Genomic DNA, 23,772 nt, shown 5'->3' with positions numbered 1-23,772 from the left:
GTTCGCAGCAACCGACTTTGACGGAACAAACGACGACATCAGATGCTTTTTTACGAGCCGCTGTTCCTCACGGTTTTTCCCGCCTTCTACGCGCTCTATCTGCTCGCCCGGGGAACCCCGACCAAGAAATGGACGCTGCTCGTCGCGAGCGCGCTGTTCTATCTCTGGGGCGAACCGGTCTTCGTTCTGATCCTGCTGGTCTCGACCGCGTTCGACTACGCGCTGTCGTTCCGCTTAGGGGAGCCGAACCCGCGTTCCATCCGCACACTCGCATTGGCAGCCGGCATCGGCGGCAACCTTGCGATCCTCTTCGTCTACAAATATGCGGACTTCATCGCGGACAATCTCAATCTGGCGCTATCGCCGTTCGGCGCGCACCGATTGCCGCTGTTGCATCTGGCGCTGCCGATCGGCGTCTCCTTCGTGGTGTTCGAGAAGATCACCTATCTCGTCGACACCTATCGCGGCGTCTCCAAGCCGGCGGCGACGTTTTGGGACTACTGCCTGTTCGTTCTGTTCTTCCCGAAACTGCTCGCGGGACCCATCCTCAAATATCACGAGATGCGCGACCAGATCGCCTCGCCACGAGCGGTGGAATGGAGCGATTTCGGCGTCGGCTTCCTGCGCTTTTCGCGCGGCATCGGCCGCAAGCTCCTGATCGCCGATCCGCTCGGCGCCTTCGTCAACACGATCTTCGCCGCCGACCCCGCCAGTCTCGATACGGGGCGCGCATGGCTCGCGCTCGCAAGTTTCACCTTGCAAATCTATTTCGATTTCGCCGGCTATTCCGACATGGCGATTGGCCTCGCCCGCATGCTCGGCTTTGGCCTGAAGGAGAATTTCGACAAGCCCTACATCGCAAGGTCGCTGACGGAATTCTGGCGGCGCTGGCACATATCCCTGACAACATGGATCCGCGACTATCTCTACAAGCCGCTCGGCGGAAATCGCGAAGGCGAAGCTCGCACCTATCTCAATCTCTGGATCTGCTTCCTGCTGTCCGGGCTATGGCACGGCGCAAGCTGGAACTTCGTGCTGTGGGGCGCCTATAACGGCTTGTTCCTCACGCTCGACCGCATCTTCCTGAGCAAGGCGCTGGAACGATGCGGCGCGGTGGTGGCAACGATCGCCACGCTGCTTATCGTGATGATCGGCTGGGCGATCTTCCGCTCCGATACGCCCTCGCATCTCTTCACCTTCCTCTCGGCGCTGGCCGGCCAGACACACGCCACCAACACCACCGAGATTCCCGCTGAGGTGCCGTTTACGCTGGTGCTTGGCGCGATCATTTCGCTGTTGCCGGCAACGCGCCTTTACCCCGCGCTGATCCGCGCCTACGACGTCAATGCGTGGCTGCGAACGGCGACGATCGCAGCACTCGTGGTGATCTATGTGCTTGCCATTGCGCGGGCGGTGACCGCGCCGTTCCAGCCCTTCATCTATTTCAGGTTCTAGTGGAGTGGATTTGACATTCGTTATGGACCTAGCCGCAAACTCGGAACGCGAATGTCAAATCCGAAAACTCCACTAGCAAAACATATTTGCCGGTGGTGCTTTTGATTCTAACATTCGCAAAGGTGATCGCTGAGAAGGGATGCGAATGTTAGAATCGGACCACCAGTGATGGGCAGCTTGAGCCTCTCCCGCCCCATCATCCGCGCCGCATTCTGCCTCTTTCTGGCGCTGTTGCCGCTCGGTACCGCCTGGAATCTGATCGCCGCGCAGTACTTTCCCAAGCGCGCGATCAAGATCGGACCGACGCTCGGCGGCGTTACCTACGACGCCGCAGTCAATTTCTCATGGGCCGAGATCCGCGACGGCAAATTCCAGAAGGCGGTGGTGAGCCGGGTCACCGATGCGATGCCGATCCGGCCACTTCTCATCCGCATCAACAACGAAATCCGCTTTCATTTGTTCGGCGAGCTCACCGCACCCAATGTCTTCCGCGGCGCGAACGGCCACCTGATCGAGCAAACCTATCTCGACGATTATTGCTCGCGCACCGAAGGCATGGGCGCGAAGCTCGCCGCAGTCGCCATCCCGAAGCTGAAGGACATCCAGAACTTCTATTCTGCGCGTGGCGCGGTTTTCGTCTACGTGATCACGCCATCGAAGGCGGCGCATCTTCCGGAATATTTTGTCGATCGCCTGCCCTGCCCCTCTACGCCAGCGGCCCGCACGCAGCTTGTTCCTGATTACGTCAGCGCGCTGAAGCGCGAGGGCATCAACGTGATCGATACCGCAAGCCTGATTCACGGGCTGAAGGGCAAATACCCCTTTGACCTCTTCCCGCAAGGCGGCGTGCACTGGAACGATGTCGGCGGCGCGGTCGCCGTATCGGCCGTCGTCGACGAGATCAATCGCCTCGCCGGGCGCGAAATCATTCCGCCGTTCAAGTTCACCTATACGATGTCGCAGCCGGCGAAGGGCGCCGATCGTGAGCTCGCCGATCTCCTGAACGTGTTCTTCCCGCCGCTCGGCTATCAAACGCCGAAGGTCAGCTTCCAGCCGGAAGTGCCCTGTGCGGAGAGCCCGGCGCGGCAGCTCGATGTCGAGATGGTCGGCTCCAGCTTCGGCAATCTGCCGTCGCGCATCATGATCGAAGCAAATTGCCTTGCCCGGCTTCAATTCTACTACTACGCCACGCTCGGCCGCTTCGGCGGCGAGCCTTATCGCGAATTGCAGCGAAACCTTCCCGAGGGTGATCTCAATGCCTGGCGGAATGCGAAGGTGATGATCCTGGAGGAAAACGAATCCTTCATGGCTTCAGCGAAGGTGGCTTACGTCGATCAGCTGAGGGCGGTGGTGAATGCAAAGTGACGGTCGGGGAACCGTCAGCCGCTGTCGCGCAGCACCAGTTCGAACCCGAGGTCGATGCGACGCTCGCCGTCGCGCTCGAGCGTCAGCGTTGCCGCCGTGCGGCCGATGCTATGCCCGTGCACGCTGATGGTGCTCAGGCTCGGTGAGATGAGCTGGCCCATTTCAAGATTGCCGAGGCCGATGACCGCGACCGGCTGCTCCGACGCCGGGCCATGGCGCAAGACGCCGGCTTTGCGCAAGCCTGCCATGAAGCCGATGGCATAGGCGTCGTTGGCGGCAAAGACGGCGTCCACGCCCGGCAACTCGACGTTAGCCGCCACGCTGCCGGGCGCATTGCGATCGAGGATGAGCCGCCGCGGCTCGGCCAGCCCATGCGCCAGCGCTTCCTCGCGAAAGCCGAACCAGCGGCGGGTGCCGCGCGGATCGTTGCTGCCGATGAACGCGAGACGCCGCCTTCCCTGCGCGATCAGGTGCTTTGCGACTGCGACGCCTGCCTTGAAATTGTCGAAGCCGGCGACCGCATCGATCGGAGTTGCCGGCAGGTCCCAGGTTTCAACCACCGGAATCCGTGCGTTGCGCAGCAGCCGCACGCCCTCCTCCGTCGCGGGCGATCCGACCATGATGATCGCTTCCGGCCGTCGCGACAAAAGCGCCGCCAGCATGCGGTCCTCGCGCTCGGCGTCGTAGCGTGACTGTGCGAGGATGACCGAAAAGCCCGCGGGCTCGAGCTTGTCCGACAATCCCTGAACGGTATCGGCGAAGATCGAATTGTCGATGGTCGGCACCAGCACGCCGACCGAATTGGTGCGCGCGCTCGCCAGCGCGCCCGCGACGAGATTGGGCACATATCCCAATTCGCGCATCGCGCGCTCGACCCGCGCGCGGGTCTCCGGCGCGACCTGCGCCGGTAGCCGCACCACCCGGCTCACGGTGATCGAGGAAACGCCGGCAAGCTTCGCGACCGCCGACAAGGTCGGTGGAACGTCCGGGAGGTTGTCCCTGGTCTCAGGCGGCAATTGCTGGGTCATGGCCATCCATGCACGATTTTGCCTTGCCCATATAGCATGACAGCGCTACCATCATCCCATGTTAGCGCTAACATGACTAATAGTATGGAGCGAGGCGAATGATTCCTGAGAGCTTGGTCGAGGCCTACAAGCGCGACGGCGTCATTGTCGTGCCCGAGGTGCTGGACACCGGCACGCTTGAAAAGGTGCGCGGCGTGATCGCGGAGCTGGTGGCCGGCGCTGCCACCGTCACCGAGCACACCGACGTCTACGACCTCGAGCCCGGTCATACGCAGGAGACCCCTCGCGTTCGCCGCATCAAGACCCCGCACAAGGTTCATCCGATCTTCGACGAGATCGTGCGCAGCCAGCCGGTGATCGAGATTCTCACCCAGCTCATCGGCCCGGGTTTGCGCCTGCACGGCTCGAAGCTGAACATGAAGTCCGCGCAGTATGGCTCGCCGGTGGAATGGCACCAGGATTGGGCGTTTTATCCGCACACCAACGACGACATCCTCGCCATCGGCGTGCTGCTTGACGACTGCGACCTCGAGAACGGCCCGATGCTGGTCACGCCGGGCACCCACACCGGCGACGGGATGTGGAATCACCACGGCGAGGACGGCTGCTTCGCAGGCTTGATCGATCCCGATCTGATCCAGGATGAAATCAAGCGCGCTTTGCCCTGCATGGGCAAAGCCGGCAGCATGTCCTTCCATCACGTGCGCGCTTTGCACGGATCGGCCATGAACACCTCCAATCGCCCGCGCAATCTGTTGCTCTACGAGGTCGCCGCCAGCGACGCCTGGCCGCTCGCGGGCGTGAAGGATTTCGACGAGTTCAACAGCCGCCTGCTGGCAGGTCCGCCGGTGATCGCACCGCGGCTGACCGACGTGCCGGCGCGCATGCCGCTGCCACCGCCCAAACGCCAGGGCTCGATCTACGAGACGCAATCGGCGTCCAAGAAAAACTACTTCACGCGCGCAGCGTAGAGACGCGAACAGAGCCCGCAGGCCGAAACCTGCGGGCTTTGCTCTTCAAGAACTAAAATCAAAACAAAACATACGGGGAAACGCATGACCAAGATGGGAGCCGATGGCGCCGGCAAACCGCGTCTACGTGTTGTGCTGGCCGCAAGCATCGGCTCGGCACTCGAATGGTACGATTTCTTCCTCTATGGCACCGCTGCGGCGCTGGTGTTCGGCGAGTTGTTCTTTCCGAAGAGCGATCCGGTGGTCGGCACCCTGCTCTCGTTTTTGACGTTCGGTGTCGGTTTCGCCGTTCGTCCCATCGGCGGCATCATCTTCGGCGTTCTTGGTGACCGCTACGGCCGCAAGCCGGTGCTGGTCGCGACGCTCCTGATGATCGGACTTGGCACGACCTTGATCGGCCTGTTGCCCACCTACTCTCAGATCGGCGTCTGGGCGCCGCTGCTTCTGGTCGCGATGCGGGTCGTGCAAGGGCTTGGCGCCGGCGCCGAATACGGCGGCGCGGTGATCTATCTGGTCGAGAACGCGCCCGCCAACCATCGCGGTTTCTGGGGCGGTTTTGCGCCGCTTGGAGTTTCCGTTGGCAATCTCATGGCGGCCGGTGCGTTCGCTTTGGTATCAATGCTGCCGCACGACGCCCTGATGAGCTGGGGCTGGCGCCTGCCATTTTTGGCGAGCTTCGTGCTCATCCTCGTCGGCATCTACGTGCGCATGCGCGTCGCCGAGACGCCCGTCTACAAGGAAGCGGTCGTCGCGCGTGGCATTGTCGAAAAGAACCCGGCGATGGAGGCGTTGCGCAATCATCCACGCAACTTCCTGGTCGTGCTCGGCGCGCGCATGGCAGAGAACGGATTGGGCTACTTCTTCCCGGTGTTCGGGCTCAGCTACGTGATCAAGACGGTGGGTGTCCCAAGTTCGGAAGCACTCAGCGCCTTGATGCTCGCCTTCGTCGTCGAGCTGTTCGCAATCCTCGGCTTTGCCGCCCTGTCCGACCGGGTCGGACGGCGTCCCGTCTATATGTTCGGTGCGCTCGCCGGCGTTGCCCTCGCCTTCCCCTTCTTCTGGCTGGTCGGCACCAGGCAATGGATCCTGATCGCGCTCGCTTTCATCCTGGCGAGAGCCGTGGTGATCGCGGCGATGTTCGGCCCGCAAGCCGCCTACTTCGCCGAACTATTTCCGCCGCAACGCCGCTTCGCAGGCTTTGCGTTTGCACGCGAACTGGGATCGCTGCTGTCGGGCGGACCCGCGCCGTTCGTCGCGACTGCGCTGGTTGCCGCCTATGGCACCTGGTGGCCGGTCGCGTGTTACGCGATCTTCCTGTCGCTCTGCACGGTGGTTGCGATCTGGGCAGGACCGGAAACCTACCAAGAAGACATCACGGCGGCCGAAGTCGATCGTCGCGACGCGCTTTCGGCGGTGATGCCTCAGCGGGCATGAGTGGACGAGACTGAAGACCGGCGCCTTATGCGATCACCGGCGCGGACGGACGCGACTTGTCCGATGCTGGCAGCACGCGATCGCACTGAAAGACATGATCCGCGCGCTTTGGAGTAGCATCTCGGATGAGGGCCACGCGTGGCCGCCAAGCGCGAAGGCTGGTGGGGAAGGAAGGACTCGAACCTTCGAAGCCATGAGGCGGCTGATTTACAGTCAGCTCCCTTTGCCACTCGGGACACTTCCCCGTCTCAGATCCATCGCAAACTTGCCCGCCTGGGCAGCGGACATCAGCCTGTCGATGACGCTGAAAGCCGAAACGCTCCGTTTAAAGCCCCGGCCGGGCGCGTTTATGGGCGAAGGACACACGCAAAGTCAACCGACGCCGGAGCCGAAAATGCCAACATTTTCAGAGCCTCAGTAAATTGTCGTGGAATTGCCTTGAACTGGTACCCGTGAGACAAGCCTTCCATGCGAGATCGCGACCGAAAACCGAAATTCCAGCGCCCCGAGGGGCCCAAGAGACACGCCGGGCCACGCCGGGAAGCCGGCCGACGGCAGCCCTGGCGCGGGCGCGAGGGCGCGGCCGACGATACCGTGATCCTCTATGGCTGGCACACGGTCACCGCCGCGCTCGCCAACCCGAAGCGGCGCATTCGCAAGCTGTTCCTGACTGAAAACGCCGCCCGCCGCCTGGCAGACGACAAGATCGACACCCGCGTCACACCCGAGATCGTGCGGCCGACCCTGATCGACCAGCGGCTCGGGCCGGACGCGGTGCATCAGGGGATGCTGGCGGAAGCAGAGCCCCTTGCCTCGCCCGACATCGATACGCTGCCGCAAGAAGGCATCGTGCTGGTGCTCGACCAGATCACCGACCCGCACAATGTCGGCGCCATCATGCGCTCGGCGGCGGCCTTTGCGGTGAAGGCGATCGTCACCACTGCGCGCCACAGCCCGGAGGCGACCGGCGTGCTGGCGAAGTCCGCCTCAGGCGCGCTGGAGCTGGTGCCGCTGGTGACGGTGCAGAATCTCGCCCGCGCGCTGACCGAGATGAACGAGCGCGGCTTTTTGACCGTCGGCCTCGACAGCCAGGGCGAACAAAATCTCGCCTCGGTCGCGTTGCGCGAACCCCTGGCGCTCGTGCTCGGCGCGGAAGGCAAAGGCCTGCGCCAACTGACCCGCGAGACCTGCGGCGTCGTCGCGCGCCTCGATATGCCCGGCGAGATCAAGAGCCTCAACGTCTCGAACGCGGCCGTGCTCGCGCTTTATATCGGCGCAAGCCGGCTCTGCCTGATGAGCTAGCCCCAAAACGAAGAACGCCCGCTTGCAGATCACGCAAGCAGGCGCCGATGTTGCTTCGCCTCGATGAGGCCGTTCAGCCGATCAGTAGTAGCTGTGCAGCACGTGCGGACGATAGCCGTAGCGATATCCGTAGTGATGGTGCCACGGATAGTGGTGAAAGGCGTGGTAGCCGTAGTGATGGCGATGATGGGGCCAGCCGTAGACGCCGCCTTCCTGATAATACGGGCGCGGCGCGAAATTGCCGGGACCGCTGTAGGTCGGGCCCTGATTGACGTAGTAGTATTGCGGCGGCGCGATCGGGGCCGCGTGATACTGCACCTCCGGATCGGGCAGCCGCTCAAAGGCCGCGTAGGGCTGAACGTAAGGCTGCACGTATGGCTGAACATAGCCGCCGCCGCACACATAGCCGCACGGCGAGCACATATCGCACGCCTTGGCAGGCGCAACGCCCGCTGCGATCACGGCGAGCGCCGCTACCATTCCTGAAATCAACTGACGCATTACTCTCTCCTGTTGGGTGACTTTGTTATTGAGGTCGAATCTTACGGACGGTGTTCTGGACCTCCCTGCTCCCTGACTTCCGGCTGAGCGGCCGGAGCGTTCTGCTGAACGGCCGGCCCGTTCTGTTGAGGGACCACAGAGTTCTGCTGAGGGGGTGCAGAGCGCTGCGGAGCGGGCGAAATCAGCGGGGCCGCCGAATTCTGCTGCGGCATCGCAGAGTCTTGCTGAAAGCGTCGGCCGCGGCCGCGATCGCGCTCGTTGAATTGCGGCGCCAGGATCACGGGCGGCGGATACTGCGGCACCTGATTGAATTGCGTTGAGGGAATGAGGGGATCTGCCTGCCTCGATCCGGCGGACCAGGATTCATGGAAGGTCGGCGCGGGTTTCGGCTTGGCGGCGCTTTCGATCTCGAGCCGGCCATAGCCCGGCAGACGGCCCGCACTCGGATAATAGTGACCGACTTCCGGCGGCGGCTCGGCCGGATGGCCGCCATACACCGTCACGGGGAAATTATGCACGCCCTTGGCCAGGCCCCAGTCGCCTTCGACCACCGCATAGGATGCATCGACGCCGTTGATGATGACGGGCACGCCCGGGCGGCCGGGAATCGCGATCACTGGGCCGCTTTCGGCGCATGCCGCGGCCGCCGTTCCGATCAAGACCGCCAGTGTGATTGCTGCGCGCATCATCCACATCCGAAATAGGCCGTAACCCTAATCGAACGCGAGGCATCGAGGGTTAAGGCAAGCCGCCAAACTAGCGGTAAGCCTAACGCCGAGCCCTTCATGCTTCGTCAATTTGGGAGGGGTCGCGATACGAAAATGTTAACCGGACGCCGCGGCAGCGCGCGGGCCGTTCAGCTCTGGAGCTTGGCGTGATCGGTTTCCATCGACTGTTTGCCGGTCGTGGAATCGGTGACGACGGTAGAGATCGTCATCTTGCCGGCGCCGGTCAGCTGCATCTGGGAATTGCCGATGCGGAAGATACCGTTGGTGTTGATCATGACGCGCCCGGTCTGAAGGCCACTTTCGGCATTCGTAAAGCGGACAGTCGCGCGATAGCCGCTGACGTTCGAAATCGTGAGTGTAACCGGCTTGCCCTTGGAATCCGTTGCAGTCCAGGTGCCCTGCCATTTCGTCGGATCGACCTTGGCAAACTTCGAGCCGGGCGGGAACTGGGCCTGCGACGTGGTCGTATAGCTCGACTGCAGAGCGTTGAAGAGGCTGGTGATCGCTGACGTCGACATCCGTGTCCCTCCGCAAGCCCGGATCGGGGCCGCCGAGAACAGCAGTCGCAGAATAAAATTAATCAGCGGTTAACCAAGCCGCGGCGGTTTTAATCGATGCTGATGGGTGGGCGCGAAGGCCATTTTCGAGCGCTGGTGCCGGTTGAGAGGATTGAACTCCCGACCTTCGGTTTACAAAACCGCTGCTCTACCGCTGAGCTAAACCGGCGAATTGAGATCGGGGCGTCCAATAGCAGAGTTGCCCGGCAAGGGCCATCCTTCCCCCTCCTCGCACCCTGATCAGGCCTGGCCGTCCTCCAGACCATACTCCCGGTAGATCGCCTCCCGGTCGGCGCTTGGAAACAGGCGGCATTTGGCTTGCGCGAGATGGAGGTTGACAGTCCCCGACTGGCAGGCCGCGACGAGCAGTTTCTTGATATCGTCCATTTGCACGGCCGGCTGATGCTTCTGCGGCAATTGCTCGAGCGCAATCAGCGCCGTCGCCAGTGCTTCGGTCACCACCCACTCGTCGTGACCCGTGACACCCTTTCGCGGCATGCAACCGTTCCTTCGTCTTTGATGCTAGTGAAGCGGCTCTGACGTTCCTTTCAGTTTCGCAGCGACCCCTTTAAAGGAACGTCAGAGTCAAAGCTTCACTAGAATCATATATTTGCTAGTGGTCCTTTGATTCTAACATTTGTAAAAGTGCCCGCTGAGAAGGGATACAAATGTTAGAATCGGACCACTACCGCCCACTTTCGACGTTCGTGCTCAGCCTCAGCACGCAGCTGAGGCAAGCTCGCGATCGACAAAGAATATCGAGGGAATTGCGCGCTCTTCAAGGCCAAGGATGCGGCAGGTGGCAGCTTGCCTGCAAAATCGGCTTCAGAGGAAGGCGCAGAGCAGCGCCAGGTTGGCGGCACAGGCGGCCAGCAACACAACCGACAGCGTCGTGTGAATTTTCCCGCAGGCGATCTGGCTGATGATGCTCATGGCGAGCGCGAGCATCAGGCGATTCTACCGGAAGAGTCCCGCGCCATATTTTTTATCCCCTTCATATCTCATTTACGACTCACCACCTGCCGTGCTACCCGCCCCTCCCTCAAACCGGCTGCAACCGGAACCGGTCTGTCGCGTTAAGCAGGTCTGTAGAAGCTGTTTTTGTGGAGTTTTGAATGCCTTACGCGCTATTTTGCAACGATGCGCGGCTGAGTAATGCTTACCCGACCGAGGCAGACGTCTGGAAACTGGCCCGAAAAAGCGGGCTGGTGATCGAGGCGGTATCCGGGGATGACAGGCCGGCGTCGCGACCGGTGCTGGAAAACGACTACGAAATCAGGCCCTGCCCGGCCGATCCGCAGGAAGATCCGGCGCGGAACCAGGCCGATGCGGAACGCGAGGCCGCGCGCGGCCTGCAGTGGGATTCGCTCACGCCGGATACCTCAAACGAGCACGTCGAGAACCTAACTTACGGCCTTAATCGGAAAAGCGCTTAATCGGAAAAGCGCCTAAGGCGTCGCCACCGCGAGGGAGGCTTCTTCGGAGGCCATGTCGGGAGCCATGGGCATGCAGCTCTTGCGGCGATGCAGGCCGCGGATGGCGCCGGTGACTTTGAGCACCTGCCCAAGTGGACATAGCGTGCTTTGGACGAAGGCAACCTCGTAAGGCGCGAGAAACAGCGGCTCGGACTTCAGCACTGTCTCCGCCAGGCATGGCAAAGCGCTCGCGCACAAGACCAACGCTAGGGCAAAAATACGCATGTATTACGCATGTGTGATGTCGAGCCTGCTGCCCGACAGATAATAACTCACGTCCGACGAAAGTTTCACGACAGCTGAAAAAATATTGCAGAAAACAACGTGCAGCCAACAAAAAAGCCGGCTGTTTAGCCGGCCTTTCCGTTGTCCATTGGTGATCCCGAAAGGATCCGATCAGTATTTGGCGACGACCGGACCGCCCCAACCGAAGCGATAGTTGATACCGAGCTTGACGGTGTGCTCGTCGTCGCGGAAGTGGGCGCCGATGATGGGTGCCGGTCCGCCGGTGAAGGTCGTGCTGCCGAAGTTGTAGTACTGGTACTCGCCTTTGATCGACCAGTTCGGCGTGAACATGTATTCGAGGCCGGCGCCGACGGTGTAGCCGTCGCGATGATTGCCTGTGGCCGCGAAGGCGACCGGCACGCCGTTCGTACTCACACCAAGCAGATTGTCGTTGCCACGCCAGGCATAGCCGCCCTTGGCATAGAGCAGCGTCGGACCAAAGGCGTAGCCGAGCCGGCCGGTCGCAGATCCGATCTGGTCGGTGTTGCCTGTGACGACCGTACCGCCCGGGAAGAGAACGCCGGTACCGCTGTTGCCCGTCAGCCAGCTATATTGAGCCTCCGCACCGATCACCCAGTTGTTGGCAAACTGATAGTCGAAGCCGCCCTGCACGCCGCCCATGAAGCGGGCGTCACTGCCCTGAAGGTTGTTGCTGCCCGGAAAGGCGCCTCCGACATGGCCGCCGATGTAGAAGCCGGTCCAGTTATAGATGGCCTCGGGCGCCCTGTAGACCGGGGCCGGAGCCTTGGTATAGGGCCGCGCCGGGAGGTCAGCTGCGAAGGCCGGTGCCGCGAACGCCACGCAAGCGGCCGCGCCTAGCAGGATCTTTTTCATGATGGTTCCCCGTTATCGTCGTGATCGACAACAAACAAACAACGTGGCGTCAATTTGGTTGCTTCGTGGCAGCGTCAAACACGTTTGTTTTCAGCATGTCGCGGGAACAACGCGGCGGCGTTTTGTTCCACGTCCGCCAGCATTTCGGCAGCATTCTTCCAATTTGGTCGCGCCAGTCCGGCAGAAGGTTCAGATCGTTGGACCAAAGCTCGCTGGGACGTGATGAAGCTTTGCTGCGGTTTCGAGCCGTTTGGTGTCCGTCTGGGATCCCAGACTACCATTTCACCGCGACATCTTCTCCATATCCGGGAACGGCGCCAGCGCCACGCCCGAACAAAGCTCGCCGCCTTTCTCGATCAGGCGATCAAGACGGCCATTGACGAACAGCACCGCGCGCTCGTGTGGTTCACGATAGCTGCCGTCGGATTCGCGCGCGGAATAACGCAGGCAACTGATGTAGCGCATCTTGCCGTTGACATCGCGCATGACAGGCTCGGCCATCGCCGCGTCACGCACGCCGACCGGATTGTTGAGGTAGGTCCTCATGAAGGCCAGCAACTCGGCACGGTAGTTTGCCGGGAAGGATTGCGGCGTGTCGGGTTTGTCATTGAACAGGCTCAAGGTGCGGCCTTCGTCGCCGCTCGACGAGCACGCTGCGAGCGCGATCGGCAGCAACAAGGTAGCCACGCGCTTTGCCGAGATGCCCAATCGAAACCCGCAATTTTCCTGGCTGAAAGGATCGTCAGTATCGCCCCACTAGTGCTCCGCTTCTAACATTCAAATGCCTTTGCAGCGGGCACTTTTGCGAATGCTGGATTTAAAGGACCACTAGCAAATTTAAGTTTTAGCGGAGTTTAGGATTTGACATTCGCTCGATGGACCCGCAGCCAGACGGGTAGCGAATGTCAAATCCACTCCGCTAGGACGGTTTCTATCCGTTTCAAAAATGAAAGGGAATTCTCAAAAAGCAGGTACCGGTCCACGCCGTTGGGGTGGCGTGGGCCGGACCTGAATCCGCGAAAGCACCTCGGGGAAGCGAACCGCCTCCGCGGCTCGTCGTCAGCCACGCTTGGCGGGGTGCATAACAGGCTTGGCTGAGACCTTCAGAGACTTGTGATGCTTGGCCGCCATCTTCTTGTGCGACCGGTGAAGCTTGGCGTGATGCCTGTGATGGCGCTTGTGCTGATGGACCATCTTGGCATTGGCGTTCAGTGGGCTCTTGACCGCTGCCGGCTTGGTCACGGTGGCTGATTTGGTGACGGGGGCCTGCGCGGTCTTCGTCGTGCTCGCAGCCATCACGGGGGCGGCAAGAACGGAAACGGCAACCAGAGCGGCAGAAATGGTCTTCAACATGGGTAGCTCCTTATAAGGGATCCCGGAGGGTGCCGGTCGGGTGACCGGGCTCGTCGATCATGGCGTGACCTTAAGAGGCGGGCGCTGAACCCGTCCTGAAGCCGGACAGCGGCCTTCGTTCATCTCAATGAATTTCTGGTCATGTTGGAATCGGGCCTGCCCGCGCCCGCACGAAAAATTCCCGAAAACTGCAAAAAAATGTCGCTGGAATGATCGCAGACTGCGGGTGTTCAGCTTGAAGGGCTCCGGTGTAGGGTTGCCCTCGACTTAAATCAGGAGAGACGCATGACTAAAATTGCGATCCGACTTTTGACCCTTGCGATGTTCGCCACCGCTATGGTGGCGGGACCGATGGTCAACGTTGCCAAGGCGGCCGGCAGCGATACGCCCTCGCCTCCTTCGGACTCGAGCAAGGACAAGAAAAAGAAGCACGACAAGAGCTCGAGCATCGAGGACCAGAAATTCCTCGACGGCTATCGCGCGGCCTATGCCACGATCTACGATCGTCATGACTACACGTCCGCAATCGGGCAGCTGAAGGCGCTCGGTCATGATAACGTCGCCGACGTCGCCAACCTGATCGGCTACTCCTACCGCAAGCTCGGCGACTACAAGGTCTCGCAGGTCTGGTACGAGCGCGCGCTGCAGGCCGACCCGAACCACGTCCGCACCTGGCAGTATTACGGCCTGTGGCAGCTCGAACAGGGCAACCGCGAATCCGCCCAGTATCACCTCGGCCGCATCAAGCAGATCTGCGGCACCGACTGCGCCGAATACAAGTCGCTGGCGATGGCGCTTGAACAGCCAGCCGGCACCGGCCTCGTCTACTAATTATCAGCCCCGGACTTGGCCCGAACCTGACCGGCGCAGGCAACTGCGCCGGTATTTCTTTTCCCTACTGCCGAACGCGGCTTCGGTAGTAGGTTTGCATCTTCGGCTTCTCAGGAGATCAGGCACGTGGATCCGTGGTTACGATCGGCGGTCGACTATATGTGCGACTGGCTTGAATTCCAGGTGATGGCCTCGCAGCAACCGGGATGCATCATCGCAGTCGCCTATCGCGGCGAGATCGCCAGAGAGCGGGCCTTCGGCGTTGCCAATCTCGATACTGGCGAAAAGCTCACGCCGCGCCATCGTTTCCGGATCGCGTCACATTCGAAAAGCTTCACCTCGGCCGGAATTATGAAACTGCGCGAGCGGCGCCAACTGCGGCTCGACGATCCCGTCGGAATGTACGTCAAGGGGCTGCATCCACAAGTCGCCGAGACAACCATCGCGCAGTTGCTCTCGCATAGCGCCGGCCTCACCCGGGATGGCGCCGATTCCGGACAGTTTACCGACAGGCGTGACTATCTGCACACGCGGGAGCTGATGGCCGAACTTCAGCAGCCCGCAGCGATCGAGCCCAACACGCGCTTCAAGTATTCCAATCACGGCTTCGGGCTACTCGGCCTGTTGATCGAGGCCGTTACCGGCGAGCGCTATGCCACCTGGATCAAGCGCGAGATCATCGACGCTGTGGGCCTCAAGGAAACCCTGCCGGATACACCGCTCGCCAAAGGCGTTCCCTTTGCACGCGGCCACCTGCGTCGCCAGCCCGCTGGACAGCGTTTCGTCCTGCCTGGCGACAACCCTGCCCATGCGATTGGTTCAGCGGCTGGCGTCGTCAGCACGGCAGCCGATACAGCGCGCTTCTTTGCCCAGCTGGCGCCGAACGCGAAGCGAAGCTTAATCTCGGCCGCAAGCCGCCGGGAGATGACGCGACAACATTGGCGCATTCCGCAGAGCTTCGAGGCCTATTACGGGCTGGGGGTCAACATCGGTCAAACCGATGGGTGGGACTGGTTCGGTCATGGCGGCGGCTTTCAGGGTTATCTCTCTCGCACCGTTGTGATACCGGCCTGCGAAGTCAGCATCACCCTGTTGAGCAATTCCATCGACGGCGGAGCGCCGTTCTGGTTGGACGGCTGCATGCAAATACTGCGGGCATTCAAGACGCGCGGCGCACCCGAGCGGCGCCTGCGCGATTGGGCCGGTCGTTGGTGGACGATCTGGGGCGCCGTCGACCTCCTACCCATGGGAAATCGCGTGATCGTTGCCAGTCCGTATTTCAACAATCCGTTCATGGACGCCGCCGAAATCGAGGTCACCGGCCGCGACAAGGGCCGGATCGTATCGGCAAGCGGCTACGGCAGCCATGGCGAGACGGTTCGCCGTTCGCGCGGCAAATCCGGCGCTGTCACCGACATCTGGCTCGCAGGCGTCAACGTAAAGCCAGAGAAGGCCGTCGTCGCCGAGATCGAGCGCAGATACGCGCAGCCGAAGCGCCGCGTCCGCCAGGAGTGAGCCTCAGCGGGTAAGCGGTCGTTTTCACTTCATCAGCGCTTCGGCTTCGGCACGGAAAGCCTGGCGAGAGCCTTCGCGCGAATAGAACATGTGGCCGCCGGGATAGACCACAAGCTTCACCCGGTCGCTCGATGCAAAAGCGGGCAACTGGTCGAGCCAGATTCTCGAGCCGAGGTATGGCGTGGCGAGATCGAACAATCCGTGTCCGACCAGAAGCTTCAGCTTTGGATCGAGCGCCAGAATTTGCCTCAGGTCGGAGGTGGACTGGACCGGATTCATTCCGCGCCCATAATCCCAGGAGATCGAGCGGTTCAGGAGACGGTACGGTCCGTCGGGACGCCATTTGAGCACGTTCCTGGTCAGATCGACCACTGCGCTCGTCAACGGCGCGATCAGGTTGTCGCCCGATGGATCGTTGAGATGACTGTCGCTTGAGTCCGGGTCGGCATCGAGGCCCAGCACCGAACCGTCGTAGCGGCCCGTCACCTTGCCGTCGCGGCGATCGAACTCGCGGCGAAATTCCGAAATGCCAAGACGCCCGGCAAGGCGCCGTGAGACGGCCTGGTCGATGCCGGTCAGGTCAGCGACGCGGTCGGCGAGCCGCGTCGTCGCTTCCTTGTCGGCCTCGCCCTTGAGCAAGTCGGCGATGAAATCGCCGCGCGCGTATGTCTCGACATCGGCCATGTCGGCGCGCGTGACCGGATGGCTCGCTTCGCGCTTGATGGCTGCCATCGAAGGCAGGCTGATGACATATTGCAAAAGGCTTGTGCCGCCGAATTCGCGGTAGTCGAACAGCGGAGAAATCAGGATCAACCCGTTGACGCCGACGCCTTGCTGGGTTTGCAATTCGCGCACCATCTTCGGGGCGCGTATGCCGCCATAGCTTTCGCCGACGATGAATTTGGGGGACAGCAGCCGATTGTACTTTTCCAGATAGCGGCGAATGACGACCGCAAGCGCGTTGACGTCACCGTCGACCGTGAAGAAGTGCTTGCGAACGTCGCCGTCGGCCGAAGCAAAACGGCTGTAGCCGGTTTCGACGGGATCGACGAAGACGAGATCGGTGAAATCGAGCCACGTCTCCGCATTGGGCTTCAGCTCGGGCGACGTCGAGGGAAGCGCGTCCTCGCGTTCGATCGACAACCGCCAGGGGCCGGCGCAGCCGAGTTGCAGATAGGCAGAAGCGGCGCCCGGCCCTCCGTTAAAGAAAAACGTCACGGGCCGGCGGCGCGGATCGGTGCCGTCGAGGTGATAGGCCGTGTAGGCAATGTCGGCTTGCGGATCGCCGCCTTCGTTGAAAAGCCTGATCGAGCCGGCGATTGCCGTGAAGGAAAGCGTTTGTCCCTGCACGGTGATGGTTTGCTTGGTGGTGGAATCCTCAGGCAGCTTGCGCGTCTCGGCCAAGGCGCCGTGTGACGACGGTTGCCCTCCCCTTGGGCCCGAAGGTGATGGCGAGGATTGCGAAGCCGGCGATGGCGTCGACGAAGGCTCGCGCTTGGCATCCTGAGCGATGGCGTCGCTCGCAACCGCCAGCAGGACCGGCACGAGGACTGTCGTCGCCAGGCGAAGGATCGCAGGCCGGACACGCATTAATCTTCTCTCCAACTTCTCACGCCGGCGCGGCCCCAGCCATTTTATACGCACCGAAGCGTGTTATTTTAGGTGAGCGACCGATTTTAGTCTAAACCGTGACCCTCACAGGACTCCTCACGACTTCATGAGCACAGCCCAGCCATACGACCGGATTGCCTTTGTCGCGAGCCCAAGCGCCGAGGCCCAGGAAGCGCTGACGCGGCTCACGGCCGCTTACGGCAATCACGATCCGTCGCAAGCGGATGTCGTGGTTGCGCTCGGCGGCGACGGCTTGATGCTGCAAACGCTGCACCGGTACATGCACTCCGGCAAGCCGATCTACGGCATGCATCGCGGCACGGTCGGCTTTCTGATGAACGAGTTTTCGCTGCATCACCTGCACGAACGTCTGGCGGCCGCACGCGAAACGCTGATCAATCCTTTGCTGATGCGCGCCACCGACGTGCACGGTGCCATTCACTTGCACCACGCAATCAATGAGGTGTCGCTGTTTCGCCAGACCTATCAGGCCGCGCGGCTGCGGATCCTGATCGACGAACACGAACGCATGCCGGAGTTGATCGCCGACGGCATCCTGGTGGCAACGCCGGCCGGATCGACCGCCTATAACCTGTCGGTGCAAGGACCGATCCTGCCGATCAATGCGCCCCTCCTCGCCTTGACGCCGATCAGCCCGTTCCGGCCGAGGCGCTGGCGCGGCGCGCTGTTGCCCAACACCGCCTTCGTGGTCATCGAGGTGCTCGAGGGCGACAAGCGCCCGGTCGCGGCGGTCGCCGACCACGACGAGGCGCGGGACGTCCGCCGTGTCGAGATCCTGTCCGACAAGACCATCTCGATGCGGATGCTGTTCGACCCCGGCCATAGCCTCGAAGAACGCATCCTGCGCGAACAGTTCGGCCCCTAAATCCGTACCGCTGATCGCGCGATCGCAACCATTCCTTAACGCGGCAGGCCTATGGTTAACGTCGCGTATACCTGCGGTGTCGCCTGTATGCGTGTCCCCGAGGGCGCCGGCATGTTCCGTATCGATTTCAACAAGCTCCGTTTTCTCATTGCCGACGACAATCCGCACATGCGCCGCATCCTGCGGACGCTCTTGCACTCGTTCGGCGCACGCGAAGCCTATGAAGCTGAAGACGGCGCCACCGCACTCGAAATGTACACGCACTATGTGCCCGACATCGTCATCACCGACTGGGCGATGCCGATCTTCGACGGGCTTGAACTGGCGCAGATGATCCGGCAGCCGGAATCCAAGGGCAACCCCTACGCGCCCATCATCATGCTCACCGGTCATTCCGAGAAGCGGCGCGTCACGGTGGCGCGCGATGCCGGGGTCACCGAATTCCTGGCCAAGCCGATCTCCGCCAAGGGATTGTATCAGCGCATCCTCAACGTCGTCGCCAATCCGCGTCCCTTCATCAAGACCAAGACCTATTTCGGCCCGGACCGCCGGCGCAACACCAATGGCGCCTATATCGGGCCCGAGCGGCGCGTCGGCGGCGAATTCGAAATTCTTCAGCAGCCCTCGCTGCTCGACAAGGCCCGTTCCGGCGTTTAACGGGGAAGCAAAGCACATGGCGAACAGCAAATCCGACATCGAGGTCAAGAAATTCACCGATCACCATGTGATCACGCAGCCCAATCCCCTGCGCAAGGTGTTGCGGCGCGTCGCCGAAGACGATCTCGACGATCCGGTCGCGCGCGCCGAAAAAGCGCTGTCCGACCTGTCCGGCGAGTTCAATCAGTGGATGGAAATCGAGGTCGGGCGGCTTGCGGCTGCCCACGCTACCATTCTCAGGGATGGCTTTACGGCGAAAGCACGCGACGAACTGTTCCGCGCCGCCCACGATATCAAGGGCGACGCTGCGACCTTCGGCTTTCCCCCGGCCGGCGCGGTTGCCGAGAGCCTGTGCCGGATCATCGAACACGCGCCTGATCTGGCGCGCGTGCCGGCGGACCTGATCGCCCATCACATCAACGCCATTCAGGCGATCGTGCACGAGCACACCAAGCTCGACACCATCGTCATCTCGAATGAACTCAGCCAGCGTCTGCGCAACGTCGCCGACGATTATCTGGCGCGTGTCAACCTCGACCGGCCCGAACATCTTGAAGCCGTGATGGCGCCGAGCATCGCGCCGGCGGACTGAGGTTCGCAAGTTCGCCTCTGCCGTCATGGCCGGGCATCGTTTGAAGAACGGCGCCGCTTCCGCTCGCCTATGACCCGGCCATCCATCCCGCGTCGACAAATGCTCTCCTGAAGATTGATGGATGCCCGGATCAAGTCCGGGCATGACAAATGCGCTTGCATGGACACCCTCGGACAGCCCGTCTCCTCCCCGCGGCGCGAAACGCGTCCGGGCTTCTTCAAAGTATCGTCCCTCCTGAAAAGAGGGCGCGGGAAATACCGGGCGCCGTTTGCGCCCGCAGCCTCGCGTGCAAAAAAAGCACACAAGACAAGTCACTGCGGTTGCAGCCGGATCAGCCCGGCATTTCCCGCGGCGATGGTGTTACGGTTTCCTTCGTGCTCGCCCGGGAGACCGGGCTTGTTGTCTCCGTCCGCAGCGCAACGCGTTAGCGTTGTCGCCGTGTTGATCTCAGCGTCGGGAGATCAGGCCCACACGACTTCGCTTCCGCGATATCCACCGTTCGTCTGTCAGTGGATTCGCGTCCATCGCATCCCGCACCCAACGTTCGTGACGATCGCGAAACGCCCCTCTTGATCGGGCGGGACGAGCAAATAGTTGCCCGTGATTTGCCCGTCGTCACAAGGAAAAGCACCTGCGACACATTGGCACGACGGGCAATCAGCACCGATCCACGATTCCGAAACTTTGAAAAGTCAAGATTTGATGTAGCGCAAAGAGCGGCGGGCAGCTTCGATTAGCTTTACTTGTCGATATCCGTTGGAGGCGACGTTGATCATTGAGCGGTTATCCCAAGAGCATCGCAACGTTGAAGTGCTACTCTCCGTGCTTGAGCGCGAACTGGAACTTTTCGATCGCAGCGACCGCCCTGACTATGAGGTCATTCGCGCGATTATCAGCTATTTCGAGGTTTATACGGAGTTGTATCATCATCCGCAGGAAGACTTGATCCTCGCCAAGCTCGAAGTTCGCGATCCGGGCGCGGCCAAGAAGGTCGGTGCCCTCGCGCTGGAGCATCAGAAGGGGTCCGAGCGTTTGCGCCGCGTCAATCAGGCAATAGCCAGCGTCCTCGCCGATCGCGAAATTTTGCGGGAAAGCGTCGATGACATCATTCGCGACTTCATAGAGTGCGAACGGCGTCACATCATGATGGAAGATCGTGATTTCTTTCCAGCCGCGCGCAGGGCATTGGAGCCCCAGGATTGGACGGAGATTGCTTCGGCCTTGACCGGCCATAAAGACCCGCTGTTCAGTGACGCAGTCGAAGAGACATTCGACGCGGTAAGAACGCGCATCTTGCAGTTGGAGCGAGAGGCAGAGGCTGAGCGACAATAGGGTTCGCCCCCGCGTGAAAGAGCGCTTCAAGCTGCCGGAAACGCGTTAGCCGCTGCGGTAACGCGGAGCCATCCCGCCAGACCTGATTCCGCCGTTTTGGAAGCGGACATCGGGCGGACTCGATCGGATGACGGCTTGTGACCCATGCGGAAGTCGCCCGGCTGCGCTTTGCTGAGATGCGTAATGCTGCCGCCGATGTTAGTCTTTCTAACGGAGCGCGGGCGACCCATGAGGCGACGTCAATTTATCCTATTTGCCGGTGGCGCAGTGGCATCGCCGCTCGCTGCTCGTGCACAGCAGCCCGCAGCGCCAGTGATAGGATTTCTCCATAGCGCTGCGCCGGACGCCTATGTGTCGCAGCTGAGCGCATTCCGTCAGAGCCTAAAGGAGGTCGGCTATATCGAGGGCCGAAACCTGGTGATCGAATATCGCTGGGCGGAGGACCAGACGGCCCGGTTACCGATGCTGGCCGCCGAATTGGTCCAGCGTCAGGTTTCGATCATCGTTGCGGGCGGTAGCCCAGCTTCGGCTTTGGCCGCAAAATCTGTGACGACAACAACCCCGATCGTCTTCATGAATGCCGCCGATCCGGTGGCGATCGGCCTCGTTACAAGTTTCAACCGACCAGGCGGAAATGTAACGGGCGCGACCTTGCTTAGCTCCGAACTGGTGTCAAAGCGGCTGGGGATTCTTCGTGACCTGCTTCCGTCCATGAAAAAAATTGCTGTCCTGGTCAATCCGGCCAGGCCCGGAGTGGAAGCGCAGAAAACAGAGGTGCAACGAGCGGCTCAGGCACTCGGGTTGCCTCTCGATTTGCTGCAAGCCAGCAGCGAAAGAGATTTCGACGCTGTTTTTAGAGCGATCGTCTTGCATCAGGATAGCGCGCTCGTTGTCACGCCCGACGCATTGTTTCTCGATCGTCGTGTTGAAATCGCCGAACTCGCAATACGGCATATGATTCCGACGATGTTCGAACTACGCAACTTCGTGGAGGCCGGAGGTTTGATTAGTTATGGCGCAAGCCCACTGGAAATGTATCGCCAAGGCGGCGCCCTGATCGGCCAAATTCTCATGGGCAAGAAACCTGGGGATCTTCCCGTGCTGCAGCCGACCAAATTCGAGCTGGTCATTAACTTGAAAGCTGCAAAGTCGCTGGGTATCGAGGTGCCGAACTCTCTGCAATTGCTGGCCGATGAGGTGATCGAATAGAGACACGACTTCTGCTGGCCCAAAGCTGACTTGCTCGTAAGGCAGATCGGTGTCTGCCTCGGAAGGAACAGCGGTCACTACACCTGGCAATTGGAGCAAGAGGCCGAGGCCGAGCGACAATAAGTTCTAGCGAGGCTCCTTTAGCCAGCTCTGGGCGCTCGTCCGCAGCAGCATCACAAACAGTATATCTCTCTAGCTCGCCTTCTTCGCGTAGACCATGCACCAGCCGTTCGGCGAAACTGTTCCGTCGACCGTCTTGCAGGAGGAAGGGGGTTCAAAGAGAGCGCAATTCTCGCAGGACTGGTCTCCCTTCGGCGTGTCTTGATATTTGACCGCCTTTTGCGGTGCCTTCGCTGCATGAGCTGGCGTCACTGAGCCGAGGAACCCTGCGCTGGAGGCTGCTCCCGCCACGCCGAGCGTAACGGTCAAAACGCGGCGACGCGAAATTCTGTCAGTCATGATTGGCGACTCCCTCTGAATCACGAGCAAAAATAGAGAGGTCCGAGACGATTTCCTTGATCTGGCGCAATGTATTTTTGCGCTTCCGAGGGGGCCTTTCCGGCTATTTGAGCATGCGACATCTGCATTTGGCGGGGCGACCCGAGAAAGGTTGATTTACCGCAACAACATTCGCCGGTGTTCGGATCAGTATGCGATTCGAAGGGAATTGCACGTGAGCTCCGCATCCGAAGAATCGACCGCGCTTGGCGATCGCATCGTGGCCGAGAGCAATGATAACGTGTTGATGAGAACAAGGCGGCTCTCAAGGGCCGTGACGGAGATTTATGATATCAAGCTTCGGCCGTTCGGCATCAGCGCAGTGCAGTTTTCTCTCCTTGAGATGATCGGCCGGATGGAGCCAACAACGCGCGCTGCCATTGCGCGGAAGCAGGAGCTGGACAAGTCGACTCTGACCCGAGACCTGAAGTCGATATTTTTGGAAGGGTGGGTCAAAGAAGTGCAGGAACGGGCAAATGGCCGAAGCAGGCCGATTGCTCTCACAAAAGCCGGCAAACAGCTGCTCAGCGATGCGCAATCGGCCTGGCTCGCTGCGCAGGACGAGGTCAAATTTCTGCTGCGCAAGCAAGGTTTCATTGCGGAGTAGCGTCGACCTCGTGAAGCCAGGACCCATCAAGCATCGGCGTCATGCTCGCCAATGACCGACTTCCGAACTATTCGAGTTGGCTGACATAGGCTGCGACAGCCTTGATCTGTGCTTCCGAGAGATTATGCGCAATCGGCTGCATGATCGCTGAATTGTCCGGATTGCTCTTGTCCTGGCCGCGTTCCTTGTCCCAGTTCGTCAGTTTCTTGTAGACGTAGTCGTGCAGCTGTCCCGCGAGGCGCGGGAACGCATCGCGGCCCTTGGCGTCATCGCCATGGCAGGACGCGCAGGGTGGCACATCGGATTTCTGGATACCTTCGAGATAGATCCTCTTGCCCTCGGTGACGTCCGCTTTGGGAGACGTGCCATCAAGGGGCTTCGGGTTGAGCCCGTTGAATTGTTCGGCGAGCGCCTTTTCCATCGACGGCGAGAGCACATGGGCCACGTTGAACATCACCGGATTGTTTCGCCGGCGCTCGATGAACGCCTGCAGCTGGTTGACGAGATATTCGGGCTGCTGTCCCGCCAGTCGAGGCATCGGATAGGAGCCGCGAAAGCCCTGGCCCTGGATGCCGTGACAGGTCTTGCAGTAGTCGAACTTGGCTTTGAAAGTTTGCGATTCCGCCGGAGCAGCTGCTTTCTGTTGAGCCTCAGTGGTGGTGGACAGATTCGTCAAAGCGAAAATGATCGCACCCAACAACGATGACCTGAAATGCATGCGCTCCCCCTCGCTTCGACCAGCGGCG

General features: G+C 61.0%; 26 protein-coding genes, 2 tRNA genes and 1 pseudogene. 14 read left to right on the top strand and 15 right to left on the bottom strand.

Annotation, left to right across the window (positions count from 1 at the left end):
• Positions 1-42: 42 nt before the first annotated feature.
• Both VFB05_RS31310 and VFB05_RS31305 read left to right on the top strand, forming a co-directional pair.
• Entirely contained in the window at positions 43-1,455 is a 1,413-nt protein-coding gene (locus tag VFB05_RS31310; protein WP_325019918.1) for an MBOAT family O-acyltransferase, read from the top strand.
• 168 nt (positions 1,456-1,623) lie between these two features.
• On the top strand, positions 1,624-2,820 hold the full coding sequence (locus VFB05_RS31305; protein WP_325019915.1) for an alginate O-acetyltransferase AlgX-related protein: 1,197 nt from the start codon (positions 1,624-1,626) through the stop codon (positions 2,818-2,820).
• A 14-nt stretch (positions 2,821-2,834) separates the two neighbouring features.
• Here the strand turns inward: VFB05_RS31305 and VFB05_RS31300 are convergent, their stop codons facing one another.
• A complete protein-coding gene (locus tag VFB05_RS31300; protein ID WP_325019913.1) occupies positions 2,835-3,848 on the bottom strand; it encodes a LacI family DNA-binding transcriptional regulator in 1,014 nt (337 codons plus the stop codon).
• 98 nt (positions 3,849-3,946) lie between these two features.
• On the opposite strand from VFB05_RS31300, the gene VFB05_RS31295 reads away from it, so the two are divergent.
• Together VFB05_RS31295 and VFB05_RS31290 are read left to right on the top strand one after the other, a co-directional pair.
• On the top strand, positions 3,947-4,819 hold the full coding sequence (locus tag VFB05_RS31295) for a phytanoyl-CoA dioxygenase family protein (RefSeq protein WP_325019911.1): 873 nt from the start codon (positions 3,947-3,949) through the stop codon (positions 4,817-4,819).
• Positions 4,820-4,903: 84 nt separating this feature from the next.
• Positions 4,904-6,253: an MFS transporter gene (locus VFB05_RS31290; protein WP_325019909.1), complete on the top strand. Its 1,350-nt coding sequence runs from the start codon at positions 4,904-4,906 to the stop codon at positions 6,251-6,253.
• A 159-nt stretch (positions 6,254-6,412) separates the two neighbouring features.
• Here VFB05_RS31290 and VFB05_RS31285 read toward each other — a convergent pair.
• A tRNA-Tyr gene (locus tag VFB05_RS31285) sits at positions 6,413-6,498 on the bottom strand.
• Between the two features lie 223 nt (positions 6,499-6,721).
• On the opposite strand from VFB05_RS31285, the gene rlmB reads away from it, so the two are divergent.
• Positions 6,722-7,555, top strand: a complete 834-nt coding sequence (gene rlmB / locus VFB05_RS31280) for a 23S rRNA (guanosine(2251)-2'-O)-methyltransferase RlmB (RefSeq protein WP_325019907.1) — start codon at positions 6,722-6,724, stop codon at positions 7,553-7,555.
• An 81-nt stretch (positions 7,556-7,636) separates the two neighbouring features.
• Here rlmB and VFB05_RS31275 read toward each other — a convergent pair whose 3' ends face one another.
• The 6 genes from VFB05_RS31275 to VFB05_RS31250 form a co-directional block, all read right to left on the bottom strand.
• Positions 7,637-8,056 (bottom strand): hypothetical protein, encoded by a 420-nt coding sequence (locus VFB05_RS31275; RefSeq protein ID WP_325019905.1) that lies wholly within the window; start codon positions 8,054-8,056, stop codon positions 7,637-7,639.
• Positions 8,057-8,097: 41 nt separating this feature from the next.
• A complete protein-coding gene (locus VFB05_RS31270; protein ID WP_325019902.1) occupies positions 8,098-8,742 on the bottom strand; it encodes a hypothetical protein in 645 nt (214 codons plus the stop codon).
• 170 nt (positions 8,743-8,912) lie between these two features.
• On the bottom strand, positions 8,913-9,302 hold the full coding sequence (locus VFB05_RS31265) for a hypothetical protein (protein WP_325019900.1): 390 nt from the start codon (positions 9,300-9,302) through the stop codon (positions 8,913-8,915).
• 133 nt (positions 9,303-9,435) lie between these two features.
• Positions 9,436-9,510: transfer RNA gene (locus VFB05_RS31260), tRNA-Thr, on the bottom strand.
• Between the two features lie 71 nt (positions 9,511-9,581).
• Positions 9,582-9,839, bottom strand: coding sequence for a hypothetical protein (locus VFB05_RS31255; RefSeq protein ID WP_325019898.1), 258 nt, complete (start codon positions 9,837-9,839; stop codon positions 9,582-9,584).
• A 327-nt stretch (positions 9,840-10,166) separates the two neighbouring features.
• Positions 10,167-10,289, bottom strand: a complete 123-nt coding sequence (locus VFB05_RS31250; protein ID WP_325019896.1) for a glucose transporter — start codon at positions 10,287-10,289, stop codon at positions 10,167-10,169.
• A gap of 167 nt (positions 10,290-10,456) precedes the next feature.
• Here VFB05_RS31250 and VFB05_RS31245 point away from each other — a divergent pair.
• Positions 10,457-10,684 (top strand): annotated as a pseudogene (locus tag VFB05_RS31245) (hypothetical protein); the annotation flags it as partial.
• Between the two features lie 105 nt (positions 10,685-10,789).
• On the opposite strand, the gene VFB05_RS31240 reads toward VFB05_RS31245, so the two are convergent.
• From VFB05_RS31240 to VFB05_RS31225, 4 genes are all read right to left on the bottom strand, one after another.
• Positions 10,790-10,978, bottom strand: coding sequence for a hypothetical protein (locus VFB05_RS31240; protein WP_325019894.1), 189 nt, complete (start codon positions 10,976-10,978; stop codon positions 10,790-10,792).
• Between the two features lie 234 nt (positions 10,979-11,212).
• Positions 11,213-11,935, bottom strand: coding sequence for an outer membrane protein (locus VFB05_RS31235; protein ID WP_325019892.1), 723 nt, complete (start codon positions 11,933-11,935; stop codon positions 11,213-11,215).
• A gap of 282 nt (positions 11,936-12,217) precedes the next feature.
• Positions 12,218-12,622 carry a hypothetical protein gene (locus tag VFB05_RS31230; RefSeq protein WP_325019890.1) on the bottom strand — a complete coding sequence of 135 codons (405 nt, stop codon included), beginning with the start codon at positions 12,620-12,622 and terminating at the stop codon, positions 12,218-12,220.
• 372 nt (positions 12,623-12,994) lie between these two features.
• Complete coding sequence (locus VFB05_RS31225) at positions 12,995-13,288, bottom strand: His-rich protein BRANT (RefSeq protein ID WP_325019888.1); 294 nt, start codon at positions 13,286-13,288, stop codon at positions 12,995-12,997.
• A 285-nt stretch (positions 13,289-13,573) separates the two neighbouring features.
• Between VFB05_RS31225 and VFB05_RS31220 the strand changes: the two genes are divergently transcribed.
• Both VFB05_RS31220 and VFB05_RS31215 read left to right on the top strand, forming a co-directional pair.
• Entirely contained in the window at positions 13,574-14,119 is a 546-nt protein-coding gene (locus tag VFB05_RS31220) for a tetratricopeptide repeat protein (protein ID WP_325019886.1), read from the top strand.
• A 126-nt stretch (positions 14,120-14,245) separates the two neighbouring features.
• On the top strand, positions 14,246-15,634 hold the full coding sequence (locus tag VFB05_RS31215; RefSeq protein WP_325019884.1) for a serine hydrolase domain-containing protein: 1,389 nt from the start codon (positions 14,246-14,248) through the stop codon (positions 15,632-15,634).
• 24 nt (positions 15,635-15,658) lie between these two features.
• Here VFB05_RS31215 and VFB05_RS31210 read toward each other — a convergent pair whose 3' ends face one another.
• The gene (locus VFB05_RS31210) at positions 15,659-17,224 is read right to left on the bottom strand and encodes a S10 family peptidase (RefSeq protein WP_325019881.1); all 1,566 of its coding nucleotides are present in this window, start codon (positions 17,222-17,224) and stop codon (positions 15,659-15,661) included.
• A 127-nt stretch (positions 17,225-17,351) separates the two neighbouring features.
• Here VFB05_RS31210 and VFB05_RS31205 point away from each other — a divergent pair, with 127 nt between their 5' ends.
• The 5 genes from VFB05_RS31205 (at position 17,352) to VFB05_RS31185 (ending at position 21,921) form a co-directional block, all read left to right on the top strand.
• On the top strand, positions 17,352-18,131 hold the full coding sequence (locus VFB05_RS31205) for an NAD kinase (protein WP_325019878.1): 780 nt from the start codon (positions 17,352-17,354) through the stop codon (positions 18,129-18,131).
• A gap of 111 nt (positions 18,132-18,242) precedes the next feature.
• Complete coding sequence (locus VFB05_RS31200) at positions 18,243-18,788, top strand: response regulator (protein WP_325020061.1); 546 nt, start codon at positions 18,243-18,245, stop codon at positions 18,786-18,788.
• 16 nt (positions 18,789-18,804) lie between these two features.
• Positions 18,805-19,380 carry an Hpt domain-containing protein gene (locus VFB05_RS31195; protein WP_325019876.1) on the top strand — a complete coding sequence of 192 codons (576 nt, stop codon included), beginning with the start codon at positions 18,805-18,807 and terminating at the stop codon, positions 19,378-19,380.
• A 768-nt stretch (positions 19,381-20,148) separates the two neighbouring features.
• Complete coding sequence (locus VFB05_RS31190; protein ID WP_325019874.1) at positions 20,149-20,712, top strand: hemerythrin domain-containing protein; 564 nt, start codon at positions 20,149-20,151, stop codon at positions 20,710-20,712.
• A gap of 183 nt (positions 20,713-20,895) precedes the next feature.
• Positions 20,896-21,921 (top strand): ABC transporter substrate-binding protein, encoded by a 1,026-nt coding sequence (locus VFB05_RS31185; protein ID WP_325019872.1) that lies wholly within the window; start codon positions 20,896-20,898, stop codon positions 21,919-21,921.
• A gap of 192 nt (positions 21,922-22,113) precedes the next feature.
• On the opposite strand, the gene VFB05_RS31180 is transcribed toward VFB05_RS31185, so the two are convergent.
• Positions 22,114-22,380 (bottom strand): high-potential iron-sulfur protein, encoded by a 267-nt coding sequence (locus VFB05_RS31180; RefSeq protein WP_325019870.1) that lies wholly within the window; start codon positions 22,378-22,380, stop codon positions 22,114-22,116.
• 214 nt (positions 22,381-22,594) lie between these two features.
• Between VFB05_RS31180 and VFB05_RS31175 the strand changes: the two genes are divergently transcribed.
• Positions 22,595-23,026 carry a MarR family winged helix-turn-helix transcriptional regulator gene (locus VFB05_RS31175; protein WP_325019868.1) on the top strand — a complete coding sequence of 144 codons (432 nt, stop codon included), beginning with the start codon at positions 22,595-22,597 and terminating at the stop codon, positions 23,024-23,026.
• A gap of 67 nt (positions 23,027-23,093) precedes the next feature.
• On the opposite strand, the gene VFB05_RS31170 is transcribed toward VFB05_RS31175, so the two are convergent.
• Positions 23,094-23,744, bottom strand: a complete 651-nt coding sequence (locus tag VFB05_RS31170) for a c-type cytochrome (protein ID WP_325019866.1) — start codon at positions 23,742-23,744, stop codon at positions 23,094-23,096.
• Positions 23,745-23,772 lie beyond the last annotated feature (28 nt).

This window comes from Bradyrhizobium sp. (assembly GCF_035652035.1).
Taxonomy (GTDB): domain Bacteria; phylum Pseudomonadota; class Alphaproteobacteria; order Rhizobiales; family Xanthobacteraceae; genus Bradyrhizobium.
This window is presented reverse-complemented; position numbering and strand designations above follow the sequence as displayed.

Coding starts and splice junctions, on each gene's coding strand:
- VFB05_RS31310 (WP_325019918.1), top strand. CDS start 43: ATGCTTTTTTACGAGCCGCTGTTCCTCACGGTTTTTCCCGCCTTCTAC.
- VFB05_RS31305 (WP_325019915.1), top strand. CDS start 1,624: ATGGGCAGCTTGAGCCTCTCCCGCCCCATCATCCGCGCCGCATTCTGC.
- VFB05_RS31300 (WP_325019913.1), bottom strand. CDS start 3,848: ATGACCCAGCAATTGCCGCCTGAGACCAGGGACAACCTCCCGGACGTT.
- VFB05_RS31295 (WP_325019911.1), top strand. CDS start 3,947: ATGATTCCTGAGAGCTTGGTCGAGGCCTACAAGCGCGACGGCGTCATT.
- VFB05_RS31290 (WP_325019909.1), top strand. CDS start 4,904: ATGACCAAGATGGGAGCCGATGGCGCCGGCAAACCGCGTCTACGTGTT.
- rlmB (WP_325019907.1), top strand. CDS start 6,722: ATGCGAGATCGCGACCGAAAACCGAAATTCCAGCGCCCCGAGGGGCCC.
- VFB05_RS31275 (WP_325019905.1), bottom strand. CDS start 8,056: ATGCGTCAGTTGATTTCAGGAATGGTAGCGGCGCTCGCCGTGATCGCA.
- VFB05_RS31270 (WP_325019902.1), bottom strand. CDS start 8,742: ATGCGCGCAGCAATCACACTGGCGGTCTTGATCGGAACGGCGGCCGCG.
- VFB05_RS31265 (WP_325019900.1), bottom strand. CDS start 9,302: ATGTCGACGTCAGCGATCACCAGCCTCTTCAACGCTCTGCAGTCGAGC.
- VFB05_RS31255 (WP_325019898.1), bottom strand. CDS start 9,839: ATGCCGCGAAAGGGTGTCACGGGTCACGACGAGTGGGTGGTGACCGAA.
- VFB05_RS31250 (WP_325019896.1), bottom strand. CDS start 10,289: ATGCTCGCGCTCGCCATGAGCATCATCAGCCAGATCGCCTGCGGGAAA.
- VFB05_RS31235 (WP_325019892.1), bottom strand. CDS start 11,935: ATGAAAAAGATCCTGCTAGGCGCGGCCGCTTGCGTGGCGTTCGCGGCA.
- VFB05_RS31225 (WP_325019888.1), bottom strand. CDS start 13,288: ATGTTGAAGACCATTTCTGCCGCTCTGGTTGCCGTTTCCGTTCTTGCC.
- VFB05_RS31220 (WP_325019886.1), top strand. CDS start 13,574: ATGACTAAAATTGCGATCCGACTTTTGACCCTTGCGATGTTCGCCACC.
- VFB05_RS31210 (WP_325019881.1), bottom strand. CDS start 17,224: ATGCGTGTCCGGCCTGCGATCCTTCGCCTGGCGACGACAGTCCTCGTG.
- VFB05_RS31205 (WP_325019878.1), top strand. CDS start 17,352: ATGAGCACAGCCCAGCCATACGACCGGATTGCCTTTGTCGCGAGCCCA.
- VFB05_RS31200 (WP_325020061.1), top strand. CDS start 18,243: ATGTTCCGTATCGATTTCAACAAGCTCCGTTTTCTCATTGCCGACGAC.
- VFB05_RS31195 (WP_325019876.1), top strand. CDS start 18,805: ATGGCGAACAGCAAATCCGACATCGAGGTCAAGAAATTCACCGATCAC.
- VFB05_RS31185 (WP_325019872.1), top strand. CDS start 20,896: ATGCTGCCGCCGATGTTAGTCTTTCTAACGGAGCGCGGGCGACCCATG.
- VFB05_RS31180 (WP_325019870.1), bottom strand. CDS start 22,380: ATGACTGACAGAATTTCGCGTCGCCGCGTTTTGACCGTTACGCTCGGC.
- VFB05_RS31170 (WP_325019866.1), bottom strand. CDS start 23,744: ATGCATTTCAGGTCATCGTTGTTGGGTGCGATCATTTTCGCTTTGACG.